Annotated in this window: 25 protein-coding genes; 4 read left to right on the plus strand and 21 right to left on the minus strand. The window is 47.9% G+C overall.

What is annotated here, in order from left to right; genetic code table 11:
• Positions 1–57 precede the first annotated feature (57 nt).
• A complete protein-coding gene (locus QZ176_RS00120; RefSeq protein WP_295150065.1) occupies positions 58–189 on the plus strand; it encodes a hypothetical protein in 132 nt (43 codons plus the stop codon).
• Between the two features lie 407 nt (positions 190–596).
• Here the strand turns inward: QZ176_RS00120 and QZ176_RS00125 are convergent, their stop codons facing one another.
• The 17 genes from QZ176_RS00125 to QZ176_RS00205 all read right to left on the minus strand — a co-directional run bounded on the left by QZ176_RS00125 (position 597) and on the right by QZ176_RS00205 (position 18752).
• Positions 597–1169, minus strand: a complete 573-nt coding sequence (locus tag QZ176_RS00125) for an alpha/beta hydrolase (RefSeq protein WP_295150066.1) — start codon at positions 1167–1169, stop codon at positions 597–599.
• Between the two features lie 60 nt (positions 1170–1229).
• Positions 1230–2051 carry a DUF364 domain-containing protein gene (locus tag QZ176_RS00130; RefSeq protein WP_295150068.1) on the minus strand — a complete coding sequence of 274 codons (822 nt, stop codon included), beginning with the start codon at positions 2049–2051 and terminating at the stop codon, positions 1230–1232.
• 763 nt (positions 2052–2814) lie between these two features.
• On the minus strand, positions 2815–3324 hold the full coding sequence (locus tag QZ176_RS00135) for a hypothetical protein (protein ID WP_295150071.1): 510 nt from the start codon (positions 3322–3324) through the stop codon (positions 2815–2817).
• Complete coding sequence (locus tag QZ176_RS00140; protein ID WP_295150073.1) at positions 3321–4274, minus strand: hypothetical protein; 954 nt, start codon at positions 4272–4274, stop codon at positions 3321–3323. Before QZ176_RS00140 ends, QZ176_RS00135 begins: the two co-directional genes overlap by 4 nt.
• Entirely contained in the window at positions 4271–4948 is a 678-nt protein-coding gene (locus tag QZ176_RS00145) for an ABC transporter ATP-binding protein (RefSeq protein WP_295150075.1), read from the minus strand. The genes QZ176_RS00140 and QZ176_RS00145 overlap by 4 nt, the downstream gene beginning before the upstream one ends.
• Entirely contained in the window at positions 4945–6054 is a 1110-nt protein-coding gene (locus QZ176_RS00150; protein WP_295150078.1) for an FtsX-like permease family protein, read from the minus strand. The genes QZ176_RS00145 and QZ176_RS00150 overlap by 4 nt, the downstream gene beginning before the upstream one ends.
• A complete protein-coding gene (locus QZ176_RS00155; RefSeq protein WP_295098450.1) occupies positions 6044–6232 on the minus strand; it encodes a hypothetical protein in 189 nt (62 codons plus the stop codon). Before QZ176_RS00155 ends, QZ176_RS00150 begins: the two co-directional genes overlap by 11 nt.
• Positions 6229–7353: a nitrous oxide reductase accessory protein NosL gene (locus QZ176_RS00160; protein ID WP_295150081.1), complete on the minus strand. Its 1125-nt coding sequence runs from the start codon at positions 7351–7353 to the stop codon at positions 6229–6231. The genes QZ176_RS00155 and QZ176_RS00160 overlap by 4 nt, the downstream gene beginning before the upstream one ends.
• A 31-nt stretch (positions 7354–7384) precedes the next feature.
• Positions 7385–8218: a tetratricopeptide repeat protein gene (locus tag QZ176_RS00165; RefSeq protein WP_295150084.1), complete on the minus strand. Its 834-nt coding sequence runs from the start codon at positions 8216–8218 to the stop codon at positions 7385–7387.
• Between the two features lie 10 nt (positions 8219–8228).
• Positions 8229–10919, minus strand: coding sequence for a cytochrome c biogenesis protein CcsA (gene ccsA, locus QZ176_RS00170; protein WP_295150087.1), 2691 nt, complete (start codon positions 10917–10919; stop codon positions 8229–8231).
• Positions 10920–10934: 15 nt separating this feature from the next.
• A complete protein-coding gene (nrfD, locus tag QZ176_RS00175; protein WP_295150090.1) occupies positions 10935–11906 on the minus strand; it encodes an NrfD/PsrC family molybdoenzyme membrane anchor subunit in 972 nt (323 codons plus the stop codon).
• Position 11907: 1 nt separating this feature from the next.
• Positions 11908–12624, minus strand: coding sequence for a 4Fe-4S dicluster domain-containing protein (locus QZ176_RS00180; protein WP_295150093.1), 717 nt, complete (start codon positions 12622–12624; stop codon positions 11908–11910).
• Between the two features lie 29 nt (positions 12625–12653).
• Positions 12654–13427 carry an FKBP-type peptidyl-prolyl cis-trans isomerase N-terminal domain-containing protein gene (locus tag QZ176_RS00185; RefSeq protein WP_005870892.1) on the minus strand — a complete coding sequence of 258 codons (774 nt, stop codon included), beginning with the start codon at positions 13425–13427 and terminating at the stop codon, positions 12654–12656.
• Between the two features lie 51 nt (positions 13428–13478).
• The gene (locus QZ176_RS00190) at positions 13479–15554 is read right to left on the minus strand and encodes a cytochrome C (protein ID WP_291940175.1); all 2076 of its coding nucleotides are present in this window, start codon (positions 15552–15554) and stop codon (positions 13479–13481) included.
• A 104-nt stretch (positions 15555–15658) separates the two neighbouring features.
• Positions 15659–17077, minus strand: coding sequence for a DUF3365 domain-containing protein (locus QZ176_RS00195; RefSeq protein WP_295150573.1), 1419 nt, complete (start codon positions 17075–17077; stop codon positions 15659–15661).
• Positions 17067–17756, minus strand: a complete 690-nt coding sequence (locus tag QZ176_RS00200; RefSeq protein WP_295150097.1) for a response regulator transcription factor — start codon at positions 17754–17756, stop codon at positions 17067–17069. The genes QZ176_RS00195 and QZ176_RS00200 overlap by 11 nt, the downstream gene beginning before the upstream one ends.
• A 390-nt stretch (positions 17757–18146) precedes the next feature.
• Positions 18147–18752: a DUF6803 family protein gene (locus tag QZ176_RS00205; RefSeq protein WP_295150100.1), complete on the minus strand. Its 606-nt coding sequence runs from the start codon at positions 18750–18752 to the stop codon at positions 18147–18149.
• A 312-nt stretch (positions 18753–19064) separates the two neighbouring features.
• Between QZ176_RS00205 and QZ176_RS00210 the strand changes: the two genes are divergently transcribed.
• Positions 19065–19283 carry a hypothetical protein gene (locus tag QZ176_RS00210; protein ID WP_295150102.1) on the plus strand — a complete coding sequence of 73 codons (219 nt, stop codon included), beginning with the start codon at positions 19065–19067 and terminating at the stop codon, positions 19281–19283.
• 939 nt (positions 19284–20222) lie between these two features.
• Here QZ176_RS00210 and QZ176_RS00215 read toward each other — a convergent pair.
• The 4 genes from QZ176_RS00215 to QZ176_RS00230 all read right to left on the minus strand — a co-directional run bounded on the left by QZ176_RS00215 (position 20223) and on the right by QZ176_RS00230 (position 23193).
• Entirely contained in the window at positions 20223–20381 is a 159-nt protein-coding gene (locus QZ176_RS00215) for a hypothetical protein (protein WP_295150105.1), read from the minus strand.
• 147 nt (positions 20382–20528) lie between these two features.
• Positions 20529–20945 carry a hypothetical protein gene (locus QZ176_RS00220; RefSeq protein WP_295150107.1) on the minus strand — a complete coding sequence of 139 codons (417 nt, stop codon included), beginning with the start codon at positions 20943–20945 and terminating at the stop codon, positions 20529–20531.
• Positions 20946–21224: 279 nt separating this feature from the next.
• Positions 21225–22625, minus strand: a complete 1401-nt coding sequence (locus QZ176_RS00225) for a multiheme c-type cytochrome (RefSeq protein ID WP_295150109.1) — start codon at positions 22623–22625, stop codon at positions 21225–21227.
• 10 nt (positions 22626–22635) lie between these two features.
• Positions 22636–23193, minus strand: coding sequence for a NapC/NirT family cytochrome c (locus tag QZ176_RS00230; protein WP_291940163.1), 558 nt, complete (start codon positions 23191–23193; stop codon positions 22636–22638).
• Positions 23194–23392: 199 nt separating this feature from the next.
• Between QZ176_RS00230 and QZ176_RS00235 the strand changes: the two genes are divergently transcribed.
• Together QZ176_RS00235 and QZ176_RS00240 are read left to right on the plus strand one after the other, a co-directional pair.
• Positions 23393–24238 (plus strand): fumarate hydratase, encoded by an 846-nt coding sequence (locus QZ176_RS00235; RefSeq protein WP_177389397.1) that lies wholly within the window; start codon positions 23393–23395, stop codon positions 24236–24238.
• Between the two features lie 10 nt (positions 24239–24248).
• A complete protein-coding gene (locus QZ176_RS00240) occupies positions 24249–24809 on the plus strand; it encodes a Fe-S-containing hydro-lyase (protein ID WP_040303892.1) in 561 nt (186 codons plus the stop codon).
• Positions 24810–25150: the final 341 nt, after the last annotated feature.

The following is a 25150-nucleotide window of genomic DNA, read 5'->3' on the forward strand; positions in this document are numbered from 1 at the left end:
AGTTTGTTGCTTTTTGCGGTAGAAAATTTATCGCTCGGCGCTTTTTACGGCGGGTTTTTGACGTGCCTCGCGGCGGGGTATTTTTGGGGCGAGCGTGCGGCAGTCTGGAGTATAGCGTTTGTTATCGTTGCGCCCGTTTGTTTGCTCGTTTTCGTGATCTCATACATGTTTAACGAAAAGGAAAGCTAGACCTATGCGCCTTTCGCGCCCACTAAATTTTATCTCTCGCGCAGCACGGGCTTAGGCACGGATTTAGCCCGCGCGAGCTGGGCGCGAAATTTCTCTGCGGGCAAAATTTTGCGAACGGATAAAATTCTCACTAGCCGCTGCGTTCTGAAATTTATATAAAACGCGCTTATCGTCGCTGCGGCGCTTGAAAATTTTAAAACCGCGCGGAGCTCACCTCGCAAACGGCGATTGCGCCGCGGGCTTATCTGTGCGGGTAGCGAAGCCTTCGGCGGGCTAAAGACGAGACCCCTATCTTAGCCGCAAAGCAAATCCGAACTTTGGCAGAGAAAAATGCGAGCGGCGAACTCAAATGCAAAAAAACCGGGCTAGCGGGCGCGGGCGCGGGCGCGGGCGCGTTTGCCCGAAGCCTAGCCCTTTGGTTTCATCATTTTTTCTAAAATTTCATACACAAGATCAAACTTCGTAAAGCCGTCCCTGTCTAAAAAATGCCCGCCCTTCTCCACTTCGTAAAACTTAGCACCGATCTGCTCCGCTAGCTCGCGGCTGAAGCTAAACGGCACGATATAATCGTCCTTTGCAGCAATTACCGCGCGCTGTTTTGCGGCGGCTTTTATGCGCCCAAAATCAAAGTCCCTATCCATAAACTCGTCTAAAATTTTAAATTGCGGATCGCTAAGCGGCTTTGCAAGCCCCGAGACCAGCACGACGCCCTCTACTGCGCCGCTTGCAGCGCTACTTTGCAAAAAATTTAAGATCGTAGGGCAACCGAGGCTGTGTCCGACCAAATAGACTTCGCCTTCAAATTTTACGCTTTCGCGTAGAGTTTTCAGCCACTCTTCAAGCCTCGGATTCGCAGGCGTAGGCATCGTTAAAATTTCCGCCCTCGCGCCCGATTTTTCGATCTCGCCTTTGAGCCAGGCAAACCAATGGCTTTTAGGCGAAGCATCGTAGCCGTGCACGATATAGACGCACTTTCGCATATTTTTCTCCTTTAAATTTAAGCCCTTTGCGCGCTAAATTTTAAAATTTCAATCCGCGCCCTAGCCCTTGCAAATCGTGATTTTATCGGCAAATTTACCCAAAAAGTGATATCCCGAGCCTGCCTGCGCGATGATGTCGAGCACCGCGTCCGCATCCCGCACGAGCGTGCCGCCCGCAAAGTCCACGCCGCACTCAAACAGCGCCTGCGGCAGTAGCGGCGTGGTAGGCCCCACGAGCACGAGCTTGGCGCCGCTTTTTTTCAGACGCAAAAGCCCATCCAGCGTGTCGTTGATGAGCGTAGTAGCCGTAATTATCACGTTATCTGCGCGCGGCACGACGCTTGCAGCCTCGCTTGCAGGTAGGTAAAACGGCAGCTCGGCCTGCTTGAGCGTGCTTTTATCAAGCTCTAAAATTTTAAAATCCGCGCCCTTTTTCATCAGCGTCTTGATGTAGGGCACCAGCGCGCCCACGACGACGCTAAAGCTGCCGCGCTCGATCCGCAGCTGCTCAAAGGGATCGGCGCCGAATTTCACGTCGTAATCCGCGCGGATTTTATCGAAACACGCCCTTCCAAGCGCATTTAGCGCGGCGAGCGCGAGCGTCTTTTTAAGCGGCGCGGCGGAGCCCAGATCGCGCAGCAGATATCGCACGCTTTTGCCCGCGATATTGCCTGAATCGGGCATCGCGCTTGCTTGCGAGGGGCAGCAAACGGCGCCTGATAGGGACTTTAGCGGCGTATAGCTAAGCCCGCACGCGCCTCCTTGCAGCTTCACGCCGCTAAAGAACAGCCCCACGACCGCGCGCTCGATCTTAAAATCCAGTGCCTCCGCTCCTAAAATTTCTTTCGCGCACTCCAGCGTCTGATCTAAAATTTCGCTCATTTTCGCTCCTTTAATGTGGAATTTAGCACCATTATAGCTTAAAATTTCGGCGCCCGTATTGATATAAATTTATTGATCGCGCGAGCAGCGACGTCCAAAAAGACGCGAGCTAAATTTAACGCAAGCGGCAGGTGCGAGATAAAATTTATGTAGCGAGCGCGTATCGTTGCGGCTTGGAATTTTAAAAAGCGCGGCGCGGCTTTGAAATTTGAAGCATACGGACAAACATGAAATTTTAAGCGGGCGGGTAAATTTAAAATTTTAACGAGCGAGTACGACTTAAAATTTTAAACTAATCGGCGGTGCAGACGAAGCGGCTGATACAAGCAAGCGGTGCGGGTGGGTCAAATTTAACGAGCAAGCCGATGCGAGCAGGCAATGCGAGCTAAATTCCATAAGAGCGGACGAGTGAGAGTTTGGGTGCAAGCGGGATAAATTTTAATGAATACGAATGGGCGCGAGCTCGGGCAAATACGAGCAAATTTAATAATTGCGAGCGAACGCAAACTCGGACGCGAGCTAAATTTAACGAAAACAGCAGCGGGTAAAATTTAATAAAAGGTGCGGGCGCGGGTAAAATTCAAGCCGCACGCGGATAAAATTTAAGCGGCAGGCCGTATCTGCGACAAGTCATGCCCGCTGAGGAGTTAAATTTTATTTCTACCCGCCGCACGGCTAAATTTTATTTCATATCCGCCGTAGGGTTAAATTTTATTTCCCATCCATAGCGGGGCTAAATTTCATTTTCCGATATGGCGCGAGGCTAAATTTTATTTTCAGATAGCAGGATATTGATGAGCGGATTTAGCAGCGTCTCGCCGCGAGCGGCACACAGCACGATCTCGTCGTAGTAGTAGTCGCTCCTGCCGTAGTTGTGAAACTCATACGCGCCAAAGCCGTAGCCCATCGGCGTGATCTCGACGCGCGAGTACCAGGCGTCCTTGGCGATGATGTATTTTTCGGTGTCTTGCGAATAAACCCACACCACAATCTCATCTTTGTTTTTTTGCCGCATCAGCCACATGAAGACGTTTGCGATGTCGTTGAAAAAATATGTATCGCCGTTTGGCATAACGGCCTGAGCGGTGTTGTACAGATCGTTTATCACCGTGCCGCTCTCGTGGCATAGATATTTGCCGAATTCTATCTGCAGCGGCTGCTTATCCTTATTGCCGTGGCGCACGGAAATTTTGGATTCGGCTATATCCATGGACGATATGAGCAGCCCCATCACGCAAGCGAGCAAAACCGCGGCAAAAATTTTCTTAATCATAGCAGCGCGCCCCGCACGAAGTAGTATTTGACGACATAGGCGCTGCAGATGAGCGCGTTTAGAATTAGCCAGAACGAGGAGTATTTAAGCAGGTGGGTGTAGGCGCGCTTGGTGATGAGCTCCGTTAAAAAGGGCACGATGCCGAAAAATATACCCAAAAACAGCGAGCCCCAGATTGCATAGCCGACGAAGTAATAATCCTTCAAAAGCATACAATACGGGCATTTGTGATTGGGCTGCTCGTAAACGTAAAGCCCGAAAAAATAGGTGATCGCGTAGTATGCGACGAACAAAAAGAGCAAATTCAGAGCAAAGCTCGCCATCGACTGCTTTAAGAAATTTAAGATCAAAATGGCGCCTAATATCGCGTAGAAAAAGGTTGCCAAAAGCGCCTGCGTGTAGCCGAACGGAAGCTTCGGCGCGCGAAATACGACCGAGCAGCAAAACACCGGCACGCGCAGCGGGATATTGGTAAAAAATAGAATTTCTAAAATAAACTCCGCCAAAACGCCCGTAAAAAGGATGGTAAAGATCAGGTATTTGCGCCGCAGATAGGGAAATTTGCCCGCTTTAAGATCGAGGCTGTTTAAAATAAGCCAGAGTCCAAAGCCGAAGATCAGTAAAATTTTTAAAAGCAGCAGGATGTTGCCGTAGCGGTTCGAGCCCACGACGCCTGCGGAGCACATCGCGCCCGGCACGACCGAAGAGAGCTCATTTAGGCAGAGCGCGAAAAATATAAACAAAATGATCTTGCACGCTATCGTGAAGAACAAAATGGTGTTTATGAGATAGTTTCTTTTCTCCAGGGCGTATTGTAAATTTGAGGTGGCGTTAAAGTCCCAGTAACGCATGATCCGCACGATGTGAAACTGCGAGATCGCCATCAGCGCTATTACGATCAGCTCCACGGCCAAAAACGCGATCACACTGCCTGATAAAAATACGCTCATGCAGAAATTTCTCCATCTTTTAAAAACACATATCGATCCACGAAGCTTAGCTCATCGAAGAGTATGTCGTGCGTCGCGATCAAAACGGTTTTTTTAAGCTCTTTGAGCTTTGAAAGCATTTCGATAAAGCCGAGCGAGTTTTGCTTGTCTAAATTTGCGGTCGGCTCGTCGGCTAAGATGATCTGCGGATTCATCACGAGCGCCCTTGCGATAGCGCAGCGCTGCTTCTCGCCGCCGCTAAGGCTAGAGACGATCTGATCTTTTTTATGCGCGATATTGGCGATCTGCATCGCTTCGTCTATGCGCGCACCAAGCTCATCTCCGCCCAGCCGCTCAAGACTAAGCGGCGCAAGGACATTTTTATAGACGCTAAGCGCCTCAAGCAGGTTGAAAGACTGAAAGATGAAGCCGATTTTTTTGTGGCGATACGCGGAGCTTTCGATATCAGCGAGCTTGGAGACGTTTGCGCCGTCCACCAAAACCTCGCCGCTGCTCGGCTTAGAAAGCGCGCCTATGATGGATAGAAGCGTGCTTTTGCCGCTGCCGCTAACGCCTTTTAAGATTACGATCTGCCCTTCCTCGATGCTTAAGCTTATATTTTTCAAAGCGCGAAATTCATTCGCCCTGCCCTCGTTGTAAATTTTAAAAAGCCGCTTGATCTCTATCTTGCTCATTTGACCGCCTCGCTCATATCGCCTATAGCGATGCGCCAGGATGGGATGATGACGAAGGCTAAAAACGGGATCACGCTAAAGACGAAGATCAAAAAGAGCATATTGAAATTTATCGCGGGGGTAAAGGTGATGAAATTTCGCAGCTCGCCGCCTAAGAATATATCGCGCAGAAGCGGCGCGTCCAGGATAAAAACATAAGCATAAGCGCCCGCGACGCCGAGCAGATAGGCGCTTAGCGAGACGATGAAATTTTGAATAAATTTCATCGCGATGATGTCCTTTATGCAAAAGCCGATGCTGCGCAAGATCGCGATCTCCTTTTTCTTCTCGCCGTATGCGAGCGAAATTTGATTTTTCAGCAAGATGAAAAACGAGATCATCGCCACGGCGTAAAGCACCATAAAGATCCCGCCCTTGTAATAATACAGATGCCTCACTTCGGCTACCGCGTCCTCCGCGCTAAGAGCCTCCGTGTTGGGGTATAAATTTACGATCTTAAGCGCCACTTCGCTTACTTCGTTGGGGTTGGGCACGCTTACGTAGAGCTTGGTGTATTCGCCCTCCTTCAAGCTTAGCACCTCGCGCGCGGTATCGGGGTTGAGATAGATCACGTCGTTTGAGACGATGCTGCTTTCGTGCGGCGAAATTTTATTGATCTTAATCGCGATTAGGCGCTGTTCGGTTAAGAAGTGAAACTCATCCTCGTAGTACCACTCGCCCATCGCCGCTTTTACCCCCTCGCCTACGACCATTTCGTTTTCGCTCAGGCTTTCGTCGCCTACGATATGAAACCAAACGCGCTTTTGAGCGAAGTAATACATCCCGTCTACGGCGCCCTGCACTTCGCTGACGCCCGCGATTTTGGAGATGTCGTAGATATAGCCGTCGTGCATCAGATCGCGTTTGCCCGCGCGCAGAGCCTCTACTACGATGTCGGGTCTGAGCTTGATGACCTTTTCAAGATCGTTTTGAATGGAGCCCGAGGTAAAAAGCACCGAGCTTAAAATAAAAACGATAAATGCAAAGATCGCGAAGCTAAAAGCGTGATCGGCCCTGTCTTTTCGCAGCAGAGTTACGGAGTAGTCGATAAAATTTTTATTTATCATAGACGAACTCCGCGTAGGCTTTGCTCTTAAAGCTGCTTGAGAGCCGCACGTCCTTTATCTCGCGCGCTAGCTTTTGCAGACACTGCTCGCCCTTTGCGCGATCAAAGCTTACATAATGCACCGCAATGAGCGCGTAAAGGGCGGCAAAAAAGATCATTAAAGCGCAAATGAGCCTCATAGCCCTTCTATTACGCTCTCTTGAATTTCATCAAATTTAAGTACGCTCTTGCCTCCGTGATCTTTAGCGAAGGTCTTAGCCGCGCTCTCGCTCTGAAATGGAATGAGTTCGTCGCCCATCGGCCCTAAGACGTTGGAGCCGAGCACGTAAAAAGCGCTTTTAGCATCGATCTTATGTAGCTTGTAGTAGTCGGTTACGAAAATTTTATCAAAGCCCTTTCCCTTTTCGAAGTAGTACTTCATCAAGTCTTTTACGCCGTCGAAATACAGGTTCTCGCCGCCCTCAACCTCTATCATCGCCGCCCAGTTAGGGTTTTTACCCACTAGCATGCCGCAGACCGGGCATTTAGCGCCTTCCGGTACGACGATCTTTTCAGGCTTTTTCGCTTTTGCGTTTTTGTCGCTGCCGCCTAAATCTGCCGGTGCATCCCATAGATACAGCGCGGCGGCTTGTATGTGCTTGTCGTAGTCAGGTGCCTTGTTTGCGCCCTTTGCGTCGCAAGTTTTTTTAAGATGAGCTTTAAGCTCGGAGATGGCTTTAAAGTTTTTCGCTTCGGTTTTAGCGCAGTTTGTTTCGTAAAATTCTTTACCGTGCGCGTAAACGCCGCCCTCACGCTTGGCTTTGATCATCTTGTTATCGCCCGCGAAGTCCTGTCCCGCAATCTCGTAGGCTTTGGCAAAGTTCACTATCTCGCCGCCGTTTTCGGCTTGGAATTCTTTCGCGTCGGCTTCGGTTGAGAAGGCGTATTTGCTATTACGCGTCATCGTGCCTTTGACCTTGCTACCTACGACGTAAAAGGCTTTATTTACGTCGATCAAATTTAGATTTTTCGTATCGACGACCTGCGCATCGCTTGGAATTTTTCCCTCCGTAATCTCGTACAAGCAGTGCAGAGAAGCTACTTGCTTGCCGTTCCAAACGTGGTTGGTTTTATAAAATTTTACCAGGCTCATTCCGCAAACGGCGCAGTATTCTTTGCCCTCGCCGCTTCCTACGAGCGTAGCCTTGCTAGGATCCACGCTTTGAAACATAGGCTTTGCCGGCTTATTAGCCCCGTCCATCGAGGCACCGAAAACGAACGCAACGAGCGCAGCCGAAGCTAAAAACGAACGTAAAATCATACTATCTCCTTAAAAATTTGATGTTTTAAATCTACTTACTAATCGAATTTAAAAATTCCAAATTCTCGCATCCCATCTTGATGCCGCCGTCGCAGCTTTTTTTGAAAAACTCTTTTGCTTTGGCATTATCGGACTTCACGCCCTTACCCTCGGCATACATTATGGCTAGGTTATTGCAGCCGTCGAAGTGACCGAGGTTGCACGCCTTTTCATACTGCTGCTTTGCCTGCTTATAATCCTGCCCTACCCCCTGCCCAAAGGCGTATAGATAGCCAAGGTTGTTGCAGCCGATGCCGATGTCGCCGCCGCAAGCCTTTTCGTAAAAAATTTTAGCCTTTGCGAAGCTTTGCTGCACGCCCTCGCCCTTCAGATACAGATAGCCCAGGTTGTTGCAGCCCATCATATCGCCGTAGGTGCAGGCCTTTTCATAAAGGCTCGCCGCCTTGGCGACATCCTTCGCGAGCCCAGCGCCGTTTGCGTATAAAAGTCCGAGCGAGGTGCAGCCTTCGTTATCTTTGCAAGCCTTTTCGTAATAAGCCGCGGCCTTGGTAAAATTTTGATCCGCGCCGTTACCGCTTTCGTAGACATAGCCTAGATTGTTGCACGCAAGCGCAAATTTAGCGCTGCACGCCTTCTCATAGAGGCTAATAGCTTTTTCGAAATTTTTCTCTACGTTGCCGGTACCCTCAAAATACAAAACGGCTAGATTATAGCATCCCGAAGCTTTATTTTCCAAACCACACGCTCGCTCGTAAATTTCTGCGAGTTTTTTATGATCGCCGCTTTGCTGAGCTTGAATGCCCTCGCTGATAAAGCCCGCGTTTGCCGCGGCAGCCAAAACCAGCGCTATTAGAAATTTTTTCAAATTTACTCCTTTATATCGTTTTTACGTCCCTGCCCCTAAAAGCAAGAGCGATTATTAAAATTATTGCCGCTATTATACAATAAAACGGCGCGGGTATCTGCGGCGCATCGCCTGCGGCATAAGAGTGCATGCCGGTGAGGTAGAAATTTACGCCGAAATAGGTCATTATGATCGAGCTATACGCGAGCGCCGAGCTCACGCAATAAACATAGATCGAGCCGAGTTTCGGGATAAATTTCAGATGCAGCACGATCGCATAGACGATGATCGAGACATACGACCAGGTCTCTTTGCTATCCCAGCCCCAGTATCGCCCCCAGCTCTCATTCGCCCACACGCCGCCGAAGAAATTTCCGAGCGTCAGCATCGAAAGCCCCACGATGAGGCTGATCTCGTTGATCGCCGTTATATATCTGATCTGCGCGTTGAGCCGCTCGCAATTGGCGCTGTTTTTAAGCGCCATCAAAACAAGAGCCAAAAGCCCAAGCAGACAGCTAAGCCCTAAAAATCCGTAGCTAGCCGTGATAACAGATACGTGGATGCTAAGCCAATACGATTTTAGCACCGGCACGAGGTTGGTAATCTGCGGATTTACGAAGCTCATGTGAGCTACCAACATCACGATACTAGCTAGCAAGCAGCTCGCGCTTAGCGTAAGTAGGGACTTTCTAAAAAATATGATCCCAGCAAGCGCCGCCGACCAGCCGATGTAGATCATCGACTCATAGCTATCGCTCCACGGCGCGTGAGCCGCGACGTACCAGCGCAGCGCGAGCGCGAGGGTATGTGCCGCAAAGCTTGTAGCAAAGGCCGCGAATAAAATTTTTTGCGCGAGCGCGAAGCGCTTGCCGCAAAGCGCGCCGATAAGCGCCAATATTAGAGCTATGCCGCCTAGGATCATATAGCAATAAACTAGCTTTTTGAAAACCGAAGCTTTGTTATAAAACACCTCTGCCTTGACGCGATTTTCGCTTGGAAGAATAGCCGCCGAGGTCGCTCTTTGGTAATTTTTCAGCTCTGCAAGTGCGGCGTCCGCTTTAGCCCAATCATTATCCGAAATTCCATCCTGCAGGCCGTTTAGATAGTCGTTTAGCACGCCTTTGATCTGCGTAGTAATCCTATAATCCGCAAAGGCGTCGTTCGGTGAGAGCCACGCGTTTTGCGGGTCGTTCGGCACGGGGATAAATTTAAAAAACACCCCTCTAAAGGTCAGATACGCGATATTTAGCCGCTCGTCGAATTTAATCAGCTCGTTATCGAGCACGCGGCGGCGTGAGGCGCTTTTTTCATTCGCCTCGTCCAGGGCGTGGGCGAGCTTGTAGTTGCCGTTTTCATCAAAGACCGAATTAAAGCTCGCATATCGCTCCTGTGGCGCCAAGCCTAGCATCTTTTTGATCTCGTCGTTTTTGATCTTAATGATCTTTTGATCGCGCCAGAACGCGGGATTTAGGCTCATTCCTAGGATCATCTGCTCGGCGCTTAAGCCGTAAAGCCCCTCCGTGCCCGAAATTTTATTTACGATCTCGCTTGCTTCGGTGCTAAGCGGCTTGATCCTGCCCATGTAATCTTGCACCAAAAGCTCCGCGAACGCGCCGTTTGCGTGAACGCGCGAGTTGGCTTTAAGGTTTGCTAGATAGTTTTCATCCGCGGCGCGAAGCTCAATGCTGAAAAAAAGCGGCGCGATTAGAAGAAGCGCGGCGGGTGCGTTGTTTTTAATAAATTTAGCTAGCTTTTTAAACCTGCTGCCGGCGGTAAAAAGATTGCCGATAAATCCGAGGCAAAGTAGAAAATAGCCGAAATAAGTGGGGATTTTACCCGGATCGCGGTTAAGCTCCAGCACCGTGCCCAGCTCGTCCGTGTCGTAGGAGGATTGAAAGAGCTTGAAACCGTCAAAGCTTAGCGGGTGGTTCATATAAATTTCATGCTCCCCCGCGCTCTTGCCCTCTTTTAAAATTTCAACGTCGCTGGCGTAGGATGACGGGCTTTGCGAGCCAGGGTAGCGCTCGAGCTTAAATTTCAAAAGCTTTACCGCAAACGGAAGCTCTATCAGTTTCGAGCCCCAGCTTAGCATTATCTCCTCGCCGTCAAAGTTTAAAATTTTAGGTTCCCCGAGCCAGCCAGCGCCGCCGCGAAGCTCCGCTTCTTGCTCGCTTCCGCCCTCAAAGCCCGCCTTTACCGCAAGCGTGCCCTGCTCGCCTTTGGGCGCGGGTTTGTAGGAGCCAAATTTGACGGTGAAGCTTTTAGAATTTATATTTTGCGTGAAGCTAAAATCGTTATCGCCGATCTGGCTTAAATTTAGCGGATGCTCAAACAGCGCGTCTTGCGTGCGGATTTGCAAGTATGGCTTGACGCTCACCATCTCGCTTTCGCTCTCGCCCGCTCTGACGTGCAGCACGCCCTCGGTGCCGAAATAGCGCGTTAGCGCCGCGCCGATAAAGATGACGATAAATGCCGCGTGAAGGACGAAGGAGCCGAAGCGGCGCCACATTTTGGTTTTAATTATAATGCCGAGCAGGCTCAGCGTCGCAGCGCCCATGACGCACTCATACCATCGCGCCTCATAGACTAAAATTTTAGCAGTTTGCGTATCGTAAATGCTCTCTAAAAAGGTTGCGACGCCGGCACCTGCGGCTAGAATAAAAAGGAGGCAGAGCGCGAACTTGTAAGAGATGAAAAATTTTAATATTTTTAGCGCGCTCATTAACCCTCCGCAGTTTTACATTATTATATCGTAAGTTTGTCCCGCGTATAGTATAAACATCCTAAGAAGCAGCACGCCCATGACGCTGGCAAGCGCGCTAACGTAGAACGCAAATGCGGTGTGGGCGATCTTTTTGCCCAGTGCGAAATTTAAAACGAGCGGTACGCAAAAGCCTACGCCCACGACGCCTAGCCAAAACATCTTCGCATAAAATCCCTCGTTAAAGGCGATGCTGGCGGCTTTTTGCACGTCGCTGCCCGTTACTAGCGAGACAAAAATCATGCCGATTAGTAAAATTTCCATCGCCAAAACCGGCCACTCGACCGCGTGTAAAATTTTAAGATCGCCTCCGTGCGGGTCTGCTTTAAAGAAAAGCGCGGCTATCAGGCTTGAGCCCGCAATGCCCGCCGATAAGCCAGACGCCACGAAAAGCGCAGGTAAAACGGCTGTATTAAGGATAGGAAATCTAACTAAAACCGAGATCAAAAAGCCCGTATAGGCGCAGATCGCGACCGCAAAAACAAGCGTAAGCGCAAGAAGCAGCGGGCGAAGCGCGTTTAAAATTTTCATTACGAGCGTGAAAAGCCCTTTTAAAAAAGTAAGTCTGCGCGATAAAAATCCGCTAAGATCAGCTTCAAACGCATAAAGGCAGGCTACGAAGCTAAGCGGGATATAGACGCAAAGCGCCGCCACGCCCACGGACATAACCGAGGTGAAGTTGTAATTAATCAAAATTTTCCAAAAAAGAAGCGGTCGCTCAAGGTCGGCTACCAGGCAGACCATACCGAGCAAGATCGCTACGAAAGATAGCAGCGACGCAGCCTTAAATAGCGGCGTGCTTTCGGTCTGTTTTTTATAAAATTTGACGAGGATCGCGACTACTAACGCGCCGCCGCTCATACCCGCTAGCAAAAGATAAACCGCAATCGGCCAGCCCCACTCCACGCCGTGCGAGAAGGTCGCAGTGAAATTTATAGCTCCGTTCATATCACACCCCTAGTTTTACCGCAGGAATATAGCGCAGGCTCGGCTTCGTGCCGCACTCAGGATGCATTCGCAGGCTGTCTTTTACGCGAAGTAGCTTGCTGATGTGCGAGCCTTCGTCGTTTAGATCGCCGAATACGATCGCCTCGTATCTGCACGCCTCGATGCAGGCAGGCTCGTGACCGTCCTTTAAATTCGTATCCAAGCAGAAGTTGCAGCTCTCTGCGGCTCTTGTTTCGTGATTTATAAAGCGCACATCGTAAGGACAGGCGACGATGCAGTATTTACAGGCGATGCAATCATCGGTGTTCATCGTCGTGATGCCGGTTTTTTCGTCCTTGTGGCAGGCTTTAGTCGGGCAAACTTTTACGCACGGCGCGTCCTCGCACTGCTGACAAGATACTCTAACATAGCGCTTTTCTTTCAAATTTAGCGGATCGGTTTTATCCTGGATAAAAAGCCTCATCTGACCTTTCGGAACCGAATTTACCTTCCTGCAAGCGATCTCGCAGTCGGTACAGCCGACGCATTTATTTTGATCGAATATCATGCCGTAGTGCAGCTTTTTCGGCTCTTGCTTTTTAGCACTTGCGTTTACATCTTGCGCACTTTTATCCGTGCTCGGATCGTTTTGCGCGAGTAAATTTGAATAGCCGAGTGCGCCCAGTCCGAACGAGCCCAAGGCGAACGATTTTATAAATTTTCTTCTTTTATTTTGCATATTCCCCTCCGATCAAATGCCGACAAAGCCTATTTCGTCTTATTCGCGTCGTGAAAGCTTTTAGCCTCGCTCTCGCTAAGCTTTTTGGCTGCATCGGCAAGCTCGCCGGGCTTTAAAACTTTTAGTAGTTCTGCTTCAAAAATCACCACAGAACCCGCAGGAATTCTATCTACGTCCACGTTGCCGTAGGCTAAATTGCTAGGGATTGTAAATTTATATTTCGAGCCTGTATTCATCAAAAGCAACCCCTCGCGTAATCCGTCGATTAAGCCTATCATAGAAAGATGCGCCGGAATTTTAGATGCGAAAGTATCGTCAAATACGCTACCGTTCGTCAAATACGCCTTGTAGTTCATCACTACTACGCTCTCAGGCTTTGGCTTTTCGCCCATGCCTAGCTTTAGAATTTCATATTGAAGACCGGATTTCGTGGTTTTAACGTCCGGATTTTTGGCATTTTTCGCCATAAATTCCTTGCCCGCTTTTAAATTTTTATCAAGCTCCGCTTTGGAATTTGTTTCTACGATCTTATTTAGCTTATCGGCTCTTTGATTCAAAAGCGCAATAATTTCCTCATCTTTTAGCTTCTGCTGCTTTTTAAGAGCGTCCAAAAACCCCTCTATCACCGCATCTAAGTCGTACTTGACGCCTAATGCGGCTTGTGAATGCAGCTGGTTTGAAACATAGCTTCCGGTAGAAGCTCCGATGCTATAAGATTCTTTTTGTTCTTGCGTAGTTAAATTCGCGCCCAACGCGCAGCTTGCCAAAACAATAGGCAAGAAAATTTTTAGTCTTTTTTGCATACATTTGCCTTTTAAATTTCGGGGCCGCGAGCTTACGCGACCCCGAAAGAATTATAAATTATTATTTAGAATTCTTTGAGCCTCTTTGATATACTCTTTAGCGGCTTCTAGCCTTTGCTTAGTATATTTAAAGCCATGCATTCCCCATGAGCCGTCTTTTTCGATAAGATCGACGGTGTCTTGAGCTTTTTCGATTAGCTCATAGACGCGAGTTTTATCACTGGAGTTAAGCTTTTTAGTCTCAAGGATAGAGTAAATTCCTTGAATACCGATCTTAACTTGCGAGAAGTCGCTCTTAATTGGAGTTTGCCAGCCCATAACCTCATCGTAAACCTGCTTTTGGTTCTTGAAATGAAGCGTCTCTTTTAGCTCGGAAACGACAGGGCTGTGGCAGCCTTTGGTATCTTGCATATCTTTATCCGCCCAAGATGTTCGTGCGCACGACCACATAAGATCGACGAAATTTCGTCCATCTTTATTTCTTTGGAAGTGCCAATCTTTCGCATCTCTTGGACCTTTAGCGGCATCGCCTGCGACTAGAGATTTTCTAGCAGGATCGATGTCGATCTTCCAGATGTGCGATCTTCTTTGAGTATCAAATCCCGCGTTGTCTTGGAACTGAATAGCGTAGAAGTTCTCGCAGCTCATCATAAACGGCATGTGACAAGATGCGCAGGTGTTGTCTTTATGCGTATCGGCTCTTGCGGCGATGTAGGCTTGCTCTTGGTGGCAATCTTTGCACTCTTTTGTGATCTTAGGCTTTGTATAAAACGCGCTCAAATAGCCCTGCTCGGAGTTGTAATTTACACCCTTGACGGTTTTATCGCCAACTACCGGTCCGGTGTTATCGTGCGGATCGTGGCAAGTTACGCAGCGCATACCCTTCTCGTAGTGAGCGGTAAAATATGATTGAGAGCCTTCAGAGCCACAGCCTGGTCCCATGGATTTAAATTTAGAGCTAAGAGATAGATCGGGATTTCCGTTGTTTAGCGGATTAGCACGAGCTAAATCAGGGCTATAGTTAAATCTTTGGTGGCATCGTTCGCAGTTTGAGGTTCTAAAATTTGTAGCGCCGTCAAGGTGACCGCCCGCTCCATGGCACTCTTCGCAGGTGATACCTTTGGAGATAGTGTGCTTTTGAAGCTCTTTTGCGTTACCCAAAGCAGCATAGAATTCTTTTTTAGTTTTAAAATCGAATTTGAATGGGTGGCAGACTTCGCAATACGAGCTGTTTGCTTGGAAAAACATCGATTTTTTGTATTTCGCCGCATACGACGCAAGACCCCTTACGTAGCCGCCGTTATCGCCGTATTCTTCGAGTGTGCCTGGAAATTCCGGAACGATCTTTTTGATCTTTTTAACCGTCTCGTCATCTAAATTTAACGCCCAAGTCCTTTGAAATTGGTTGCCGCCGGCTACGATCTGACCGGTACCATCTCTTAGCAAGCCGCCCTCTACGTGATAGGTTCCGCGTAGAAGCCATGCATCTACGTAGCCGAATTTTGTCCTTAGATGTCCCACAGTCGCATAAATTACGTCAGGGGTAATACCTTTTGGAAGGATCGACGCCGTATCCGGGCTAAATACAGGATCGGTTAGGTTGTTATTAACCTCCGGGTGCTCGCCCGGGAAGCGGATAGTAGTGGCGTGGCGCGATCTGCTCCATGTTTCATACTGCGCAGGGTGGCACTCGCCGCATTTTTCAGGGCCTATGAATTTATTCGGAAATTGCAGCGAAGAGCCCGCAGGGATTCTATACATCATAGAACTATAGCCCTTGCCGTCGTCTCTTTTACTAGCCTTTGAAAAGTCAAATCCATGCCCTTCCGCAAGCCACTCCAAACCTCGGTCGTGTACATCCATCTTACCGACCGTCTTACCGCCGTATTTGGTAAAAATCGGGTGATTTTTAAATAGCCAGTCATACATCTCTCGCTCTTCTACGACGTAGTCCTGCAAGGATATGACGCCTCTGCTTTGCAACGTGCCCTTAGGATTTGCGATGACGTCGCGCGATTTTTGCGACATTTCCATCTCATGCCCCATACCTTCATCAGCACAGGCTCCTGCGGCAAAAATGCTAATACAGGCTAGCGCGCCTAGTAGCATCTTATTCCATTTTTTCATGGCTCCTCCTTTGAAAATCGAAATTTTAAATTAGCAAAGTTCTACGCTCGAAATAATATCAACAAAAAAGGGTGAAAAAGGGAGAAATTTAATGAAGTCTAAATTTAACGAAAAGCAATCGTAAATATCGCGCCCTCGTCGGAATTCGCAGCGCTTATGCCTCCTCCGTTTTTTTCGATTATCATCTTGCTCATGTATAGCCCTAGCCCGCTGCCCTGCTGTTTTGTCGTAAAGTGCGGCTCAAAAATTTTATCTAGCCGCGCTTCGTCTATGCAGCTTGCGTTATTTTCGATCGTGATTATTCGCTCGCCCTGTTTTAAAAACGAACGAATTTTAATCTCGCGTCGTTTAAGAGGCACGTCCAAAAACGCCTCCTTAGCGTTGTTTATGATGTTTATTAGCACCTGGATGAGCTCGTTTACGTTGCCGTAAAGCGTAAAATTTTCTTCTATCCGCACGCTTATGTCGATTACGTGCTTTTTAAGCGAGGCGTTTAAAATTTTACGCGCCTGCTCGATCGCCTCGCTGACGCTAAATTCTTTCTTCGGCATGTTCGGATTGAAGAAATTTTTAAAATCTTCGATCGTATCGCTCATAAATTTCACCTGCTCGCCCGCGTCTTTTATGCCGCCTTCGAGCCTCTCTTTTGAGAGCTTACCCCGCTCGCTATAAAGCTCTAAATTTATAAGCGTGGAGCTAATCTGCGATAGCGGCTGGCGCCACTGGTGCGAGATATTGCCGATCATCTCGCCCATGAGCGCGAGGCGGCTTTGATTTATCAGTAAAAGCTGCGTTTGCATCTTTAAAGTCGCGTTTTTTTTGTGAATTTTATAGATACAAAATATACAGATCAAAAACACCACAAGCAAGCTTAGGCCGCTAACGACAAACTCTTTGGTGTGGTATAGCAGAATGCTTTTTATCGGAATTTTAAAGCTTATCATCGCGATCGTATCGCCTAGGCCGCCTTTGAAATTTCCCACATCTCCGTAGAGCTCTTGCATCTTTTTAGGTGCTGCGTTGATGCTGTGGCATTCGGTGCACGAAGGCTGGGAGTTTGTTATCGGCAGGCTCAAAAGATACGAGGCGCCACCTTTATCATAGACGATCCTGGAGTATTCTTTATATCTGTTTTCTTTAAAGCCCTCTAAAATTTCATTCTCAAACTCGCTTCCTTCGTGCTCGGGATTGAGTGGTTCGGTAGCGACGAGCTTGTAGTCGTAGTTAATGTGATTTTTGGCGAGCTGAATTTTATAAATTTCGCGCGTTATGTAGGTCGAGGACATCAGCCTCGGATCGAAAAAATCCTCGCTTAGAAGCTTTTTTTCTTTAAGCTCGTTTATTAGCGGGCGCTGCACGGTCGAGACGTAATCGCGCACCGCATTCATCGTATCTAGGATATAAAACGCCTCGCGCCTCGTGTCTTTTAGCGCAAGCTCGCGGTAGAAGTTAAAAACCAAAGCCGTAATTACGATATATAGCAGCACGAAAAGCGCTACGATAAATTTAAATTTATACTTCAAAGAGATACCCCACCGCATATAAATTTTTGATCACGTCCTTGCCGATCTTGCGGCGTAGCTCTTTGACGATCGCCTTGATCGCCTCCTTACTAGGCTGCTCGAACTCCCACATGTAGTCGAATAGCTGCTCGTAGGTTACGGTTTGATTTTTGCGCGCTAAGAAGTACTCCAAAAGCTTGCTCTCGCTTTTGGAAAGATGACAGGCGCTGTCTTTTACGTAGATGATCTTTTTGGCAAAATCATACTTCAGCTCATCGTTTATACTAAATATTGGCGCGTGATTTATCAGCTCCGCAGCGACGTCTTGCAGCGCCCTTATAAAGGCGTTTTTGTCGTACGGCTTAGGCAGATACCTAGTGATCTTAAGCTCCACCGCCCGCCACAGATACTCCTGCTCGGTGTGGCTCGAAAGTATCACAATCGGCACTGAGATGCCGGCAGCGCGAATCTTTTTAACGACCTCTAGCCCGTCCATATGCGGCACGCCGATATCAAAAACCAGCGCGTCATACGAGCCGCTCATCGCCTCATCAAGCGCCTCCAGCCCGTCCTTAACCCCCACTACTTCGCCGAAAAACAGCTGTAGCGATTCGGTTATATTTTTTAAAATCCCAGGCTCGTCCTCTAGGCAAAGAACCCTTTTATTGGATAAAACGTCTAATAATTCGCAATCTTGCATACTCTATCCGCCTCCAAGCTTAGCACTTTTTACTCTTAATCGTCTCTTAAAATATAACTCGCTTAAATTATATAAATTTAGCATTAAACTAACGTTAAAAAATATACCAAAGCGGTTTGCACGCAAATCTAAACCTCAAACCACCTATGTGCGAGCTTTGCGCCTGCATAAGTTGGATAAAAATATCACAAGAACGTAAAAAGGCGGGGTGATAAGCTTGATATTAAATTTTACCGCCTCGCAGGCGGCATATGAAAGGCGGTAAAATTCTATTTTAGAGGGGCTTACATATGCATTTTGTAGACGAAAGGCAATTAAAACATAAAATCTCAGCTCCGCAGCTCGGCGGAATAGAATTTAAAATTTAGCCCAAGCTGAGCATGCTAAAAGTTAATGTGAATGCTCCATCTTTGAGTGATCCATGCCGCCGTGATCCATGTTCTCCATCGAGCCATGATTCATATGCGAATGATCCATCCCCTCCATCGAACCCATATCGTGGCTCATCCCACTCATCGAGCCATGATCCATCATAGAATGTTCCATGCCGCTCATACCTGGATCGGTCATTCCAAAAATCATCGCGACGTGTCCTAGCACCAAAAATACAATCAGCGCCAAGAAATGAAATTTAAGCCTAGCTCTAAATTCCGCTCCTTTTGCGATAACTCCGAGTTCCAAAAGTAGCAGCACCAGCGCAGGCAGCGCCGCCGCTACGTATGCCGCCAAAGCTAAGGCGTCCGCAGCACCACGCAAATGAATGACGGGCAAAATTTTAACCGCTACGTAAATGATTAATATCGTAAAATAAGCGCCGAGAATGATGCTAAGGCATTTATTGATTTTTAGAGCCAAAGAGCCCTTCTGCGCGCGGTACAAGCTAAAAAATTCGCTCGCTACTATCGCTTCTGCTAAGCCCATCGGCACCGCCATAAATAAAATCAAATTCCACGGCTGATTTGCCATCAAAAGTTCCATGTAATTCGTCATTGCCATGTTTTCTCCTTATTTTGGTTTAAAGGGCGCAATTCTAGCGGCTTTCGGTAAAAAATTTTAAAACAATAGATAAGATTAGTGCGCCTTTAATCTTATCTTTCCGTAAAACGATTTGAGCTGCGTCTTAAAACTCGCTCACAAATATTAAATTTTAATCTCGCCTCGCACGCCGCCCCCCTTGTATCTAACGCGAAATTTAGAAAATTTATATTTGCAGATGCAGCTGCATTAAATTTAGCCAAAACGCTTTAAATTCCGCAAAATTTCAGTTTTACAAAGATAAAATTACGAAATTTTTTAAAAGGATTTAAAATGAAAAATGCTCTTTTATTCGCCTGCGCGGCGCTGTTTGTATGCGGCTGCTCCAATCCTGAGCAGCCAAAGCCAGGCGTTTCGCATTGCAGCGAGCCCAAAATGGACGAGGTGTCGCATCAGATGATCCAAATTTGTGGCGAAAGCGAGGATCCGCAAATCGAAAATATGCAGTGCGACAAAAACGGACTTTGCTTCGGCACCGCAAAAATCAGGTAGCCGAAGCGTCTTGCGGGCGCCGGCACTAAATTTAACTATTTTAGAGCCAAGATCGAGCGCCCGCAAGCGGTCTAAATCGCGCTTTAAAATTTAGCCAGCAATTTAAATTTAGCCTCATTTCACGCGCTGATGCATTTTATCTATCTTGTTTTTAGCTGCGCCCGCCGATTGATCGAGCTACTCTTGGCGCAATAAAATTTTAAAATTTCATCGCCAAGCACGGCGCATAATTAGGATTTAAAAGTAAGCGCGGCTCAAATTTTATAAGTTTAAAATTTTAAAGCGGCATGCAATTTAAAATTTTACGCTTCTTGAATGCTAGCGGTGTAAAATTTCGCGCAAGCTCAAAATCCGCGCCAGGCAATTTTGTGCCGCTGCAAAATTTCTAGATCACAACTCCGCTCAGTAGAATTTTTAGTGGTGCAGATAAGGGGCGCAAAATCTGCGCCATCTAATCCTGCACGGATCACACCATGCAAATTTCTATGTCGTGCGTCAAGGCTCATAGCCTAATCTCGCTACAAGATCGCTTGCGAAATAGTGCAGTATCCTTAGTCGCATAGCGTATCACAGCCTTACTCGCTGCATAGCCGAGATCCGTAGCTGCAGTGCAAAATGGCGCAAAATTCTTTGCCGTGCGGTAGGAGTTCTCAGAGCAAAAAAAGACGTGGCATCTTCTACCGACGGTGCTAGTTTATAATCTAACTCGCGCCTCAGAATTCCACCTAAAACTCATTACTTAAAATTTCGTCTCAAAAAAATCACGCATGAGAAATTCCGCTTTATCTTTACGGCTTAAAATTTCGTACGGATCGCACTGAGCGAAATCTCACCACTGCGCGACGCAAGCTTAAAATTTCAGCGGCGAACTCGCCGCATATTAAATTCTGCTTCACTATTACGACTTAAATTCTATCACAAGCCCGCAGATTTAAAATTTTACTTCAAACGACGCCGTGAAATTTCTATCCTCCTAGATACATATCTCGCGGTGCCTGCGCCGCTCGCACTTAGCGGCGACGCTATATCTTTGCCGATAGCAACCCTCGCACAGGGCGCCTGCCACAGCGCGTAGAAAACAAAGCGCGTCTCTTTCATAATCGCCGTCTCTAGAAATTTTAAGCGACCGCAAAATTTTAAAATTTAAAAGCAGCTTGCAATTAGACCAATTTTCATAAATTTGGATTTGCTTTGTAGCGGCGCAATCTGGTGAGCAAGGCGCAACCATAAGTTACGCAGCTAGCTTTACGCCAGCTGCTTAAACATTTCGATCTGTTCCTTCGTAAGCTCGATCAAATCATCGTTTGCGTATTTAAGCGATGTCTCCAGACTTGCGATGAGCTCCTTACGGACGAAGCTCACGCTAAAAAGCGTCGCCCAAAATCGCGCTCCGCTGCCAGTGCTCGGATCCTCCAAGACCGCTCTAATCGCAGCTACCGCAGCAGCATCGTCCGCCGCGCCCAATACCTCGTCCACGAGCGGATATTCACCTGCGCCGTCGCCCTCGTTTAGCGAGCGCAAAAGCGGCTCAAGCGCCTCGTCGCAGGGATTATCACGCAAGAACTCCCGCACCGCGCGAAACTCTGCCGCGAGCTGATCCGAAAGCTGCGCAGGCATCGGCTGATGAAGTCTCAAAAAGTCTAATGCCGTTTGCTTGTCCATAAAATTCCTTTTAAATGATATGCGCGATTGTAGCTAATTTTGGATTGCAAAGAGATAAATTTACTCTAATTTATCAGCTACTTCCGTCATAAATTCTCAATAATCTTAAATAATCAGATAGTGATTTTGTAGTGGCTTTTAGGGCGATTTTCGATGGGCTTTGCGCGGATTACAAAATAAAATTCCAAAATTTTATACAAACAAAAAAGCCCCTGCGAAGTGCAGGGGCTTACAAGCTTGATCTGTTTAGTCCGGCAAAATTTAGCAGACTAAGAAGGATTATTCCTCGATCTTGCCGGTTTTGATGCGGCGCTCGTAGATTTCGCGCATCTCTCTGATGTCATTTTTGACCTCGAATACGCCGTGCCAATGCGAATAATCAGGTCCGCCCATTAGCGCGCCTTGACGCATTCTGCGACCCTCGTGGTGCCATGAAACATAGTAGATTCGCTGGAACGCATCCGCCCAAGGATCGTCTTTTAGAAGTTTCTTTTCCTTAAGCTCTTTTAGCATCTTAGTCGCTTCGTCGTTGTAAACGTTATATAGAAGTACCTGCTTATCGCCCACCTCAAAGAAATTATTCGTGTGGGTGCTTGCGTGGCACTCTTTGCAGACTTGCTTCATCTCGGCACGCGCTGCCTCAGGACCGTTTAAGTTACCCGCCAAAGGATTGCCGACATTTAGTTTGCCGGTATTTAAAAACTCGCTTACCGCGGTCTCATTACCGCCGGTTCGTAGATTGCTCTTAGGCTGCCACAAATTCCACTTCAAGCGTTGAGATACGTTGTGAGTGGAGTTTAGATCGCCCACACCGCCGCTCATATGGCAGGTTGCACATGTAGGAGCGCGGTAATCAGGAACCGCCCAAGTACCAGGAGCGCTGTCAAATTTCCATTCATTGCCTTCGGCGTTAAATACGTGTCCGTGCATCGAGTTATTGTAAATTTCGATATCCGGATGATCAGGTCCTAAGTGGCAAGATGCGCAAGCGGCAGGCTTACGAGCTTCGGCGATCGAAAATTTATGACCCGAGTGGCACGATTTGCATCCGCCTACACCACCGTCCGGATAAACCGTACCGATGCCATATATAGGCCAGGTCTCTTTGGTAGGTTTGTTATGCTCGTCCATTTTAACGACGCCGCCGTGGCATTGAGAGCAGCCGGTAATATCAGGCGCGTGTTTAAGATCAGGGATATCACGTCCTTCGTAGTGATACATTAGATCAACTATTCCTTTGTTGGCTTGCATCTGCATAGCGCCTCTTGCGTGACCGCTGTTTTCAAACTCTTTAACCTCGTTACTGTGGCATTTAGCACAGGTTTTTGGGCTAACTAGCACCGAGATATGATTGTCTGTGTCTTTCGGATGCGGCTCTTTAGCTGCCATAGGGCTATCTGCTGGCTGCGAGTGGCAGTCGGTACAGCTAACGCCTACGTGAGCGTGGCGGCTCATCTTCCAATCCGCAACGACGCCGGGAGTTTTTTCGGCATGGCACTCGACGCAGCGTCTAGCTAGCGGCGTAAGCTGCCTATTTACCTTTAAATTCTTCGTAAGACTAACGTTTACAGAATTGCTTACGTTCGCGTCCGACGCGGACATATTCGCATGCTGCGCGGGCATTTCTGCGAATGCAAACGATGCGATACAGGCTATTAAAATAGCGACTTTTTTTAGCATTGCTTCTCCTTTATTTGGTTTTGTTATTTTCTCGGTTGTATTTATCCCAATATTTGGTGATCTCTATACCCATATTTTTGTGACCGACGTTTTCGTGGCACTGCACGCAGGTTTTGCCGGTAGTGCCCGCGAAATAATCCCTATGCGCGAGCCAAGCTTTATTTACTTGATTATTCTGCTCTTTTAAATTTCGATGGCAGCTTAGACAGCCGCTTTCATAAACGAAATGATTTCGCTCCTTGCGTTTTTCTTGCCAGTCGATCTTATCGGCATCGGTAAAGACCGTCTTATAGACATCATTTGCGGAGGTTAGAGCTTTAGTCCAAAGATACATAAAGGTATTTTCATGAGAAACGTGACAGGCGACGCAATCGGCCTTGAAGCCTTGCGGGTTATTGCCGCCGTGAACATCGTTGTGAAATGCGTTTGCCATCGGCTGCATCGTATGACAGGATACGCAGAATTTATCGGTGCCCGTAAGGTGAACCATCTCCGCAATCCCAAGAGAAAGTATCATTCCTATAAGCACACAAGCGCCCACGAGCAGCACAAGAGTTTTCTTTTTCATAGGTTTCCTTGATTTTAAAATTTCTTCGCAAAATTTTTAGTATTTGATAATTCGGAAAGCGGTATTTTATTATAAAAAGATTAAAAACCGCTTATTTTCTAGCCTTTTGTTAAAATTTATTAAATGAAGATAAAATTTTAAACTAAGTTTTTAGTTTAACGGAATATAATCCATTAAAATTTCAATACAAGGAGAGATCATGAAAACGATCCAAGCGGCTGAAATTACCAAAGTAGTCAGCGAGCTTTGCAAAAAAGCCTGTTATCACGTCACGCCAGATATGCGCGCGGCATTTGAGAAAGCGCGCGAGAACGAGACTTCGCCTATCGGCAAGGATATCTTAGGCAAGCTCTTACAAAATGCCGATTTGGCGGCGAAAGAGGTCGCGCCGATCTGCCAAGATACCGGTATGACGGTGGTTTTTGTCGAACTCGGTCAGGATGTGCATATCGAGGGCGGATATTTGGAGGATGCTATCAATGCAGGCGTTGCGGACGGCTACGTAGGCGGCTATCTACGCAAATCCGTGGTCGCAGAGCCGCTTTTTGAGCGCAAAAACACCACAAACAATACCCCTGCGGTCATCAATACCCGCATCGTCCCAGGCGACAAGCTTAAGATCAAAGTAGCCCCGAAGGGCTTCGGTAGCGAAAACAAATCTGTACTAAAAATGCTCGTTCCCGCAGACGGCATCGAGGGGGTAAAAAAGGTATTTTTAGAGGCGGTTAAATACGCTGGTCCTAACGCTTGCCCTCCTATGGTCGTAGGCGTCGGTATCGGCGGCACGATGGATAAGGCGGCGCTTTTAGCCAAGCAAGCCGCGGTTCGCTCAATCGACAGCAGAAATCCCGACGAGCGCTACGCCAAGCTAGAGGATGAGCTACTGGAGATGGCGCGCGCTACGGGCGTCGGTCCGCAGGGTTTGGGCGGCATAAATACCGCCGTTAAGGTCAATGTAGAGTGGTATCCGACCCACATAGCAGGGCTTCCGGTCGCCGTTAATATCAACTGCCACGCGGCTCGCCATGCCGACGCTGAACTATAAGGAGGAAATCATGTCAGAAGTTAAAAGAATTACCGCACCTTTCGATAAAAGCGTAGTAAAAAGCCTAAAGGCGGGCGATAACGTCCTAATCAGTGGCACCATCATCGCAGCCCGCGACGCAGCGCACAAGGCTCTAACCGAAACCCTCGCTCGCGGCGAGAAGCTACCCGTAAACTTAGCGGGCGAGACGATATATTATCTGGGGCCGACTCCTGCCAAACCGGGTCAGGCAATCGGTGCTGCGGGACCTACGACTAGCGGACGCATGGATAAATACACTCCTACGATGATAAACGAAGTAGGCATCAACGGCATGATCGGCAAGGGCTACCGCAGCGACGCCGTCGTCGAAGCGATGAAAAAATCTGGCTGCGTCTATATGGTCGCTATCGGCGGAGCGGGCGCGCTAATCAGCCAAAGTATCAAAAAGTACGAAGTGCTGGCCTATCCAGAGCTAGGACCTGAGGCGGTCGCGCGACTTACCGTCGAGGATTTCCCTGCTATCGTAGCGATCGATAGCGAGGGCAACAACTTCTACGAAGTAGGTCAGGCGCCTTATAGAAAAATCTAAATTTTGCTAGCGGCGTCCGCGCAGTGCTTTTGCGGCGCGGGCGTTCGTAAATTTCGCGGCGTCCGCTCGGGCGCCCTAAATTTCGCGGCATAAACTACGGCGTTTGTTTCGCGAAATTTTACGACTCGGCGCAGTGAAATTTTATAGCGAATTTAAAGCGCGCCCGTAAAATTTTATCTCTCTTATGGCACGGAATTTTTAAAATTTCGTGCCGCTTAAACTTCTACCAAGATTCCGCCTTCGCTACATTTAGACGATCCGCCGCTAAAATTTAATCGCAAATTTATCCAAGTCTAAATTTTAAAATTTCGTCGCCGTTCGTAAGCAAATTTAAAGCCCGC

This window comes from uncultured Campylobacter sp. (genome assembly GCF_905373215.1).
In the GTDB taxonomy this organism is placed as follows: Bacteria; Campylobacterota; Campylobacteria; order Campylobacterales; family Campylobacteraceae; genus Campylobacter_B.

Coding starts and splice junctions, on each gene's coding strand:
- QZ176_RS00205 (WP_295150100.1), bottom strand. CDS start 18,752: ATGGCAATGACGAATTACATGGAACTTTTGATGGCAAATCAGCCGTGG.
- QZ176_RS00180 (WP_295150093.1), bottom strand. CDS start 12,624: ATGCAAAATAAAAGAAGAAAATTTATAAAATCGTTCGCCTTGGGCTCG.
- QZ176_RS00135 (WP_295150071.1), bottom strand. CDS start 3,324: ATGATTAAGAAAATTTTTGCCGCGGTTTTGCTCGCTTGCGTGATGGGG.
- QZ176_RS00215 (WP_295150105.1), bottom strand. CDS start 20,381: ATGAAAGAGACGCGCTTTGTTTTCTACGCGCTGTGGCAGGCGCCCTGT.
- QZ176_RS00235 (WP_177389397.1), top strand. CDS start 23,393: ATGAAAACGATCCAAGCGGCTGAAATTACCAAAGTAGTCAGCGAGCTT.
- QZ176_RS00145 (WP_295150075.1), bottom strand. CDS start 4,948: ATGAGCAAGATAGAGATCAAGCGGCTTTTTAAAATTTACAACGAGGGC.
- QZ176_RS00220 (WP_295150107.1), bottom strand. CDS start 20,945: ATGGACAAGCAAACGGCATTAGACTTTTTGAGACTTCATCAGCCGATG.
- QZ176_RS00160 (WP_295150081.1), bottom strand. CDS start 7,353: ATGATTTTACGTTCGTTTTTAGCTTCGGCTGCGCTCGTTGCGTTCGTT.
- QZ176_RS00225 (WP_295150109.1), bottom strand. CDS start 22,625: ATGCTAAAAAAAGTCGCTATTTTAATAGCCTGTATCGCATCGTTTGCA.
- QZ176_RS00210 (WP_295150102.1), top strand. CDS start 19,065: ATGAAAAATGCTCTTTTATTCGCCTGCGCGGCGCTGTTTGTATGCGGC.
- QZ176_RS00190 (WP_291940175.1), bottom strand. CDS start 15,554: ATGAAAAAATGGAATAAGATGCTACTAGGCGCGCTAGCCTGTATTAGC.
- QZ176_RS00185 (WP_005870892.1), bottom strand. CDS start 13,427: ATGCAAAAAAGACTAAAAATTTTCTTGCCTATTGTTTTGGCAAGCTGC.
- QZ176_RS00240 (WP_040303892.1), top strand. CDS start 24,249: ATGTCAGAAGTTAAAAGAATTACCGCACCTTTCGATAAAAGCGTAGTA.
- QZ176_RS00140 (WP_295150073.1), bottom strand. CDS start 4,274: ATGAGCGTATTTTTATCAGGCAGTGTGATCGCGTTTTTGGCCGTGGAG.
- QZ176_RS00150 (WP_295150078.1), bottom strand. CDS start 6,054: ATGATAAATAAAAATTTTATCGACTACTCCGTAACTCTGCTGCGAAAA.
- QZ176_RS00230 (WP_291940163.1), bottom strand. CDS start 23,193: ATGAAAAAGAAAACTCTTGTGCTGCTCGTGGGCGCTTGTGTGCTTATA.
- QZ176_RS00155 (WP_295098450.1), bottom strand. CDS start 6,232: ATGAGGCTCATTTGCGCTTTAATGATCTTTTTTGCCGCCCTTTACGCG.
- nrfD (WP_295150090.1), bottom strand. CDS start 11,906: ATGAACGGAGCTATAAATTTCACTGCGACCTTCTCGCACGGCGTGGAG.
- ccsA (WP_295150087.1), bottom strand. CDS start 10,919: ATGAGCGCGCTAAAAATATTAAAATTTTTCATCTCTTACAAGTTCGCG.
- QZ176_RS00125 (WP_295150066.1), bottom strand. CDS start 1,169: ATGCGAAAGTGCGTCTATATCGTGCACGGCTACGATGCTTCGCCTAAA.
- QZ176_RS00130 (WP_295150068.1), bottom strand. CDS start 2,051: ATGAGCGAAATTTTAGATCAGACGCTGGAGTGCGCGAAAGAAATTTTA.
- QZ176_RS00200 (WP_295150097.1), bottom strand. CDS start 17,756: ATGCAAGATTGCGAATTATTAGACGTTTTATCCAATAAAAGGGTTCTT.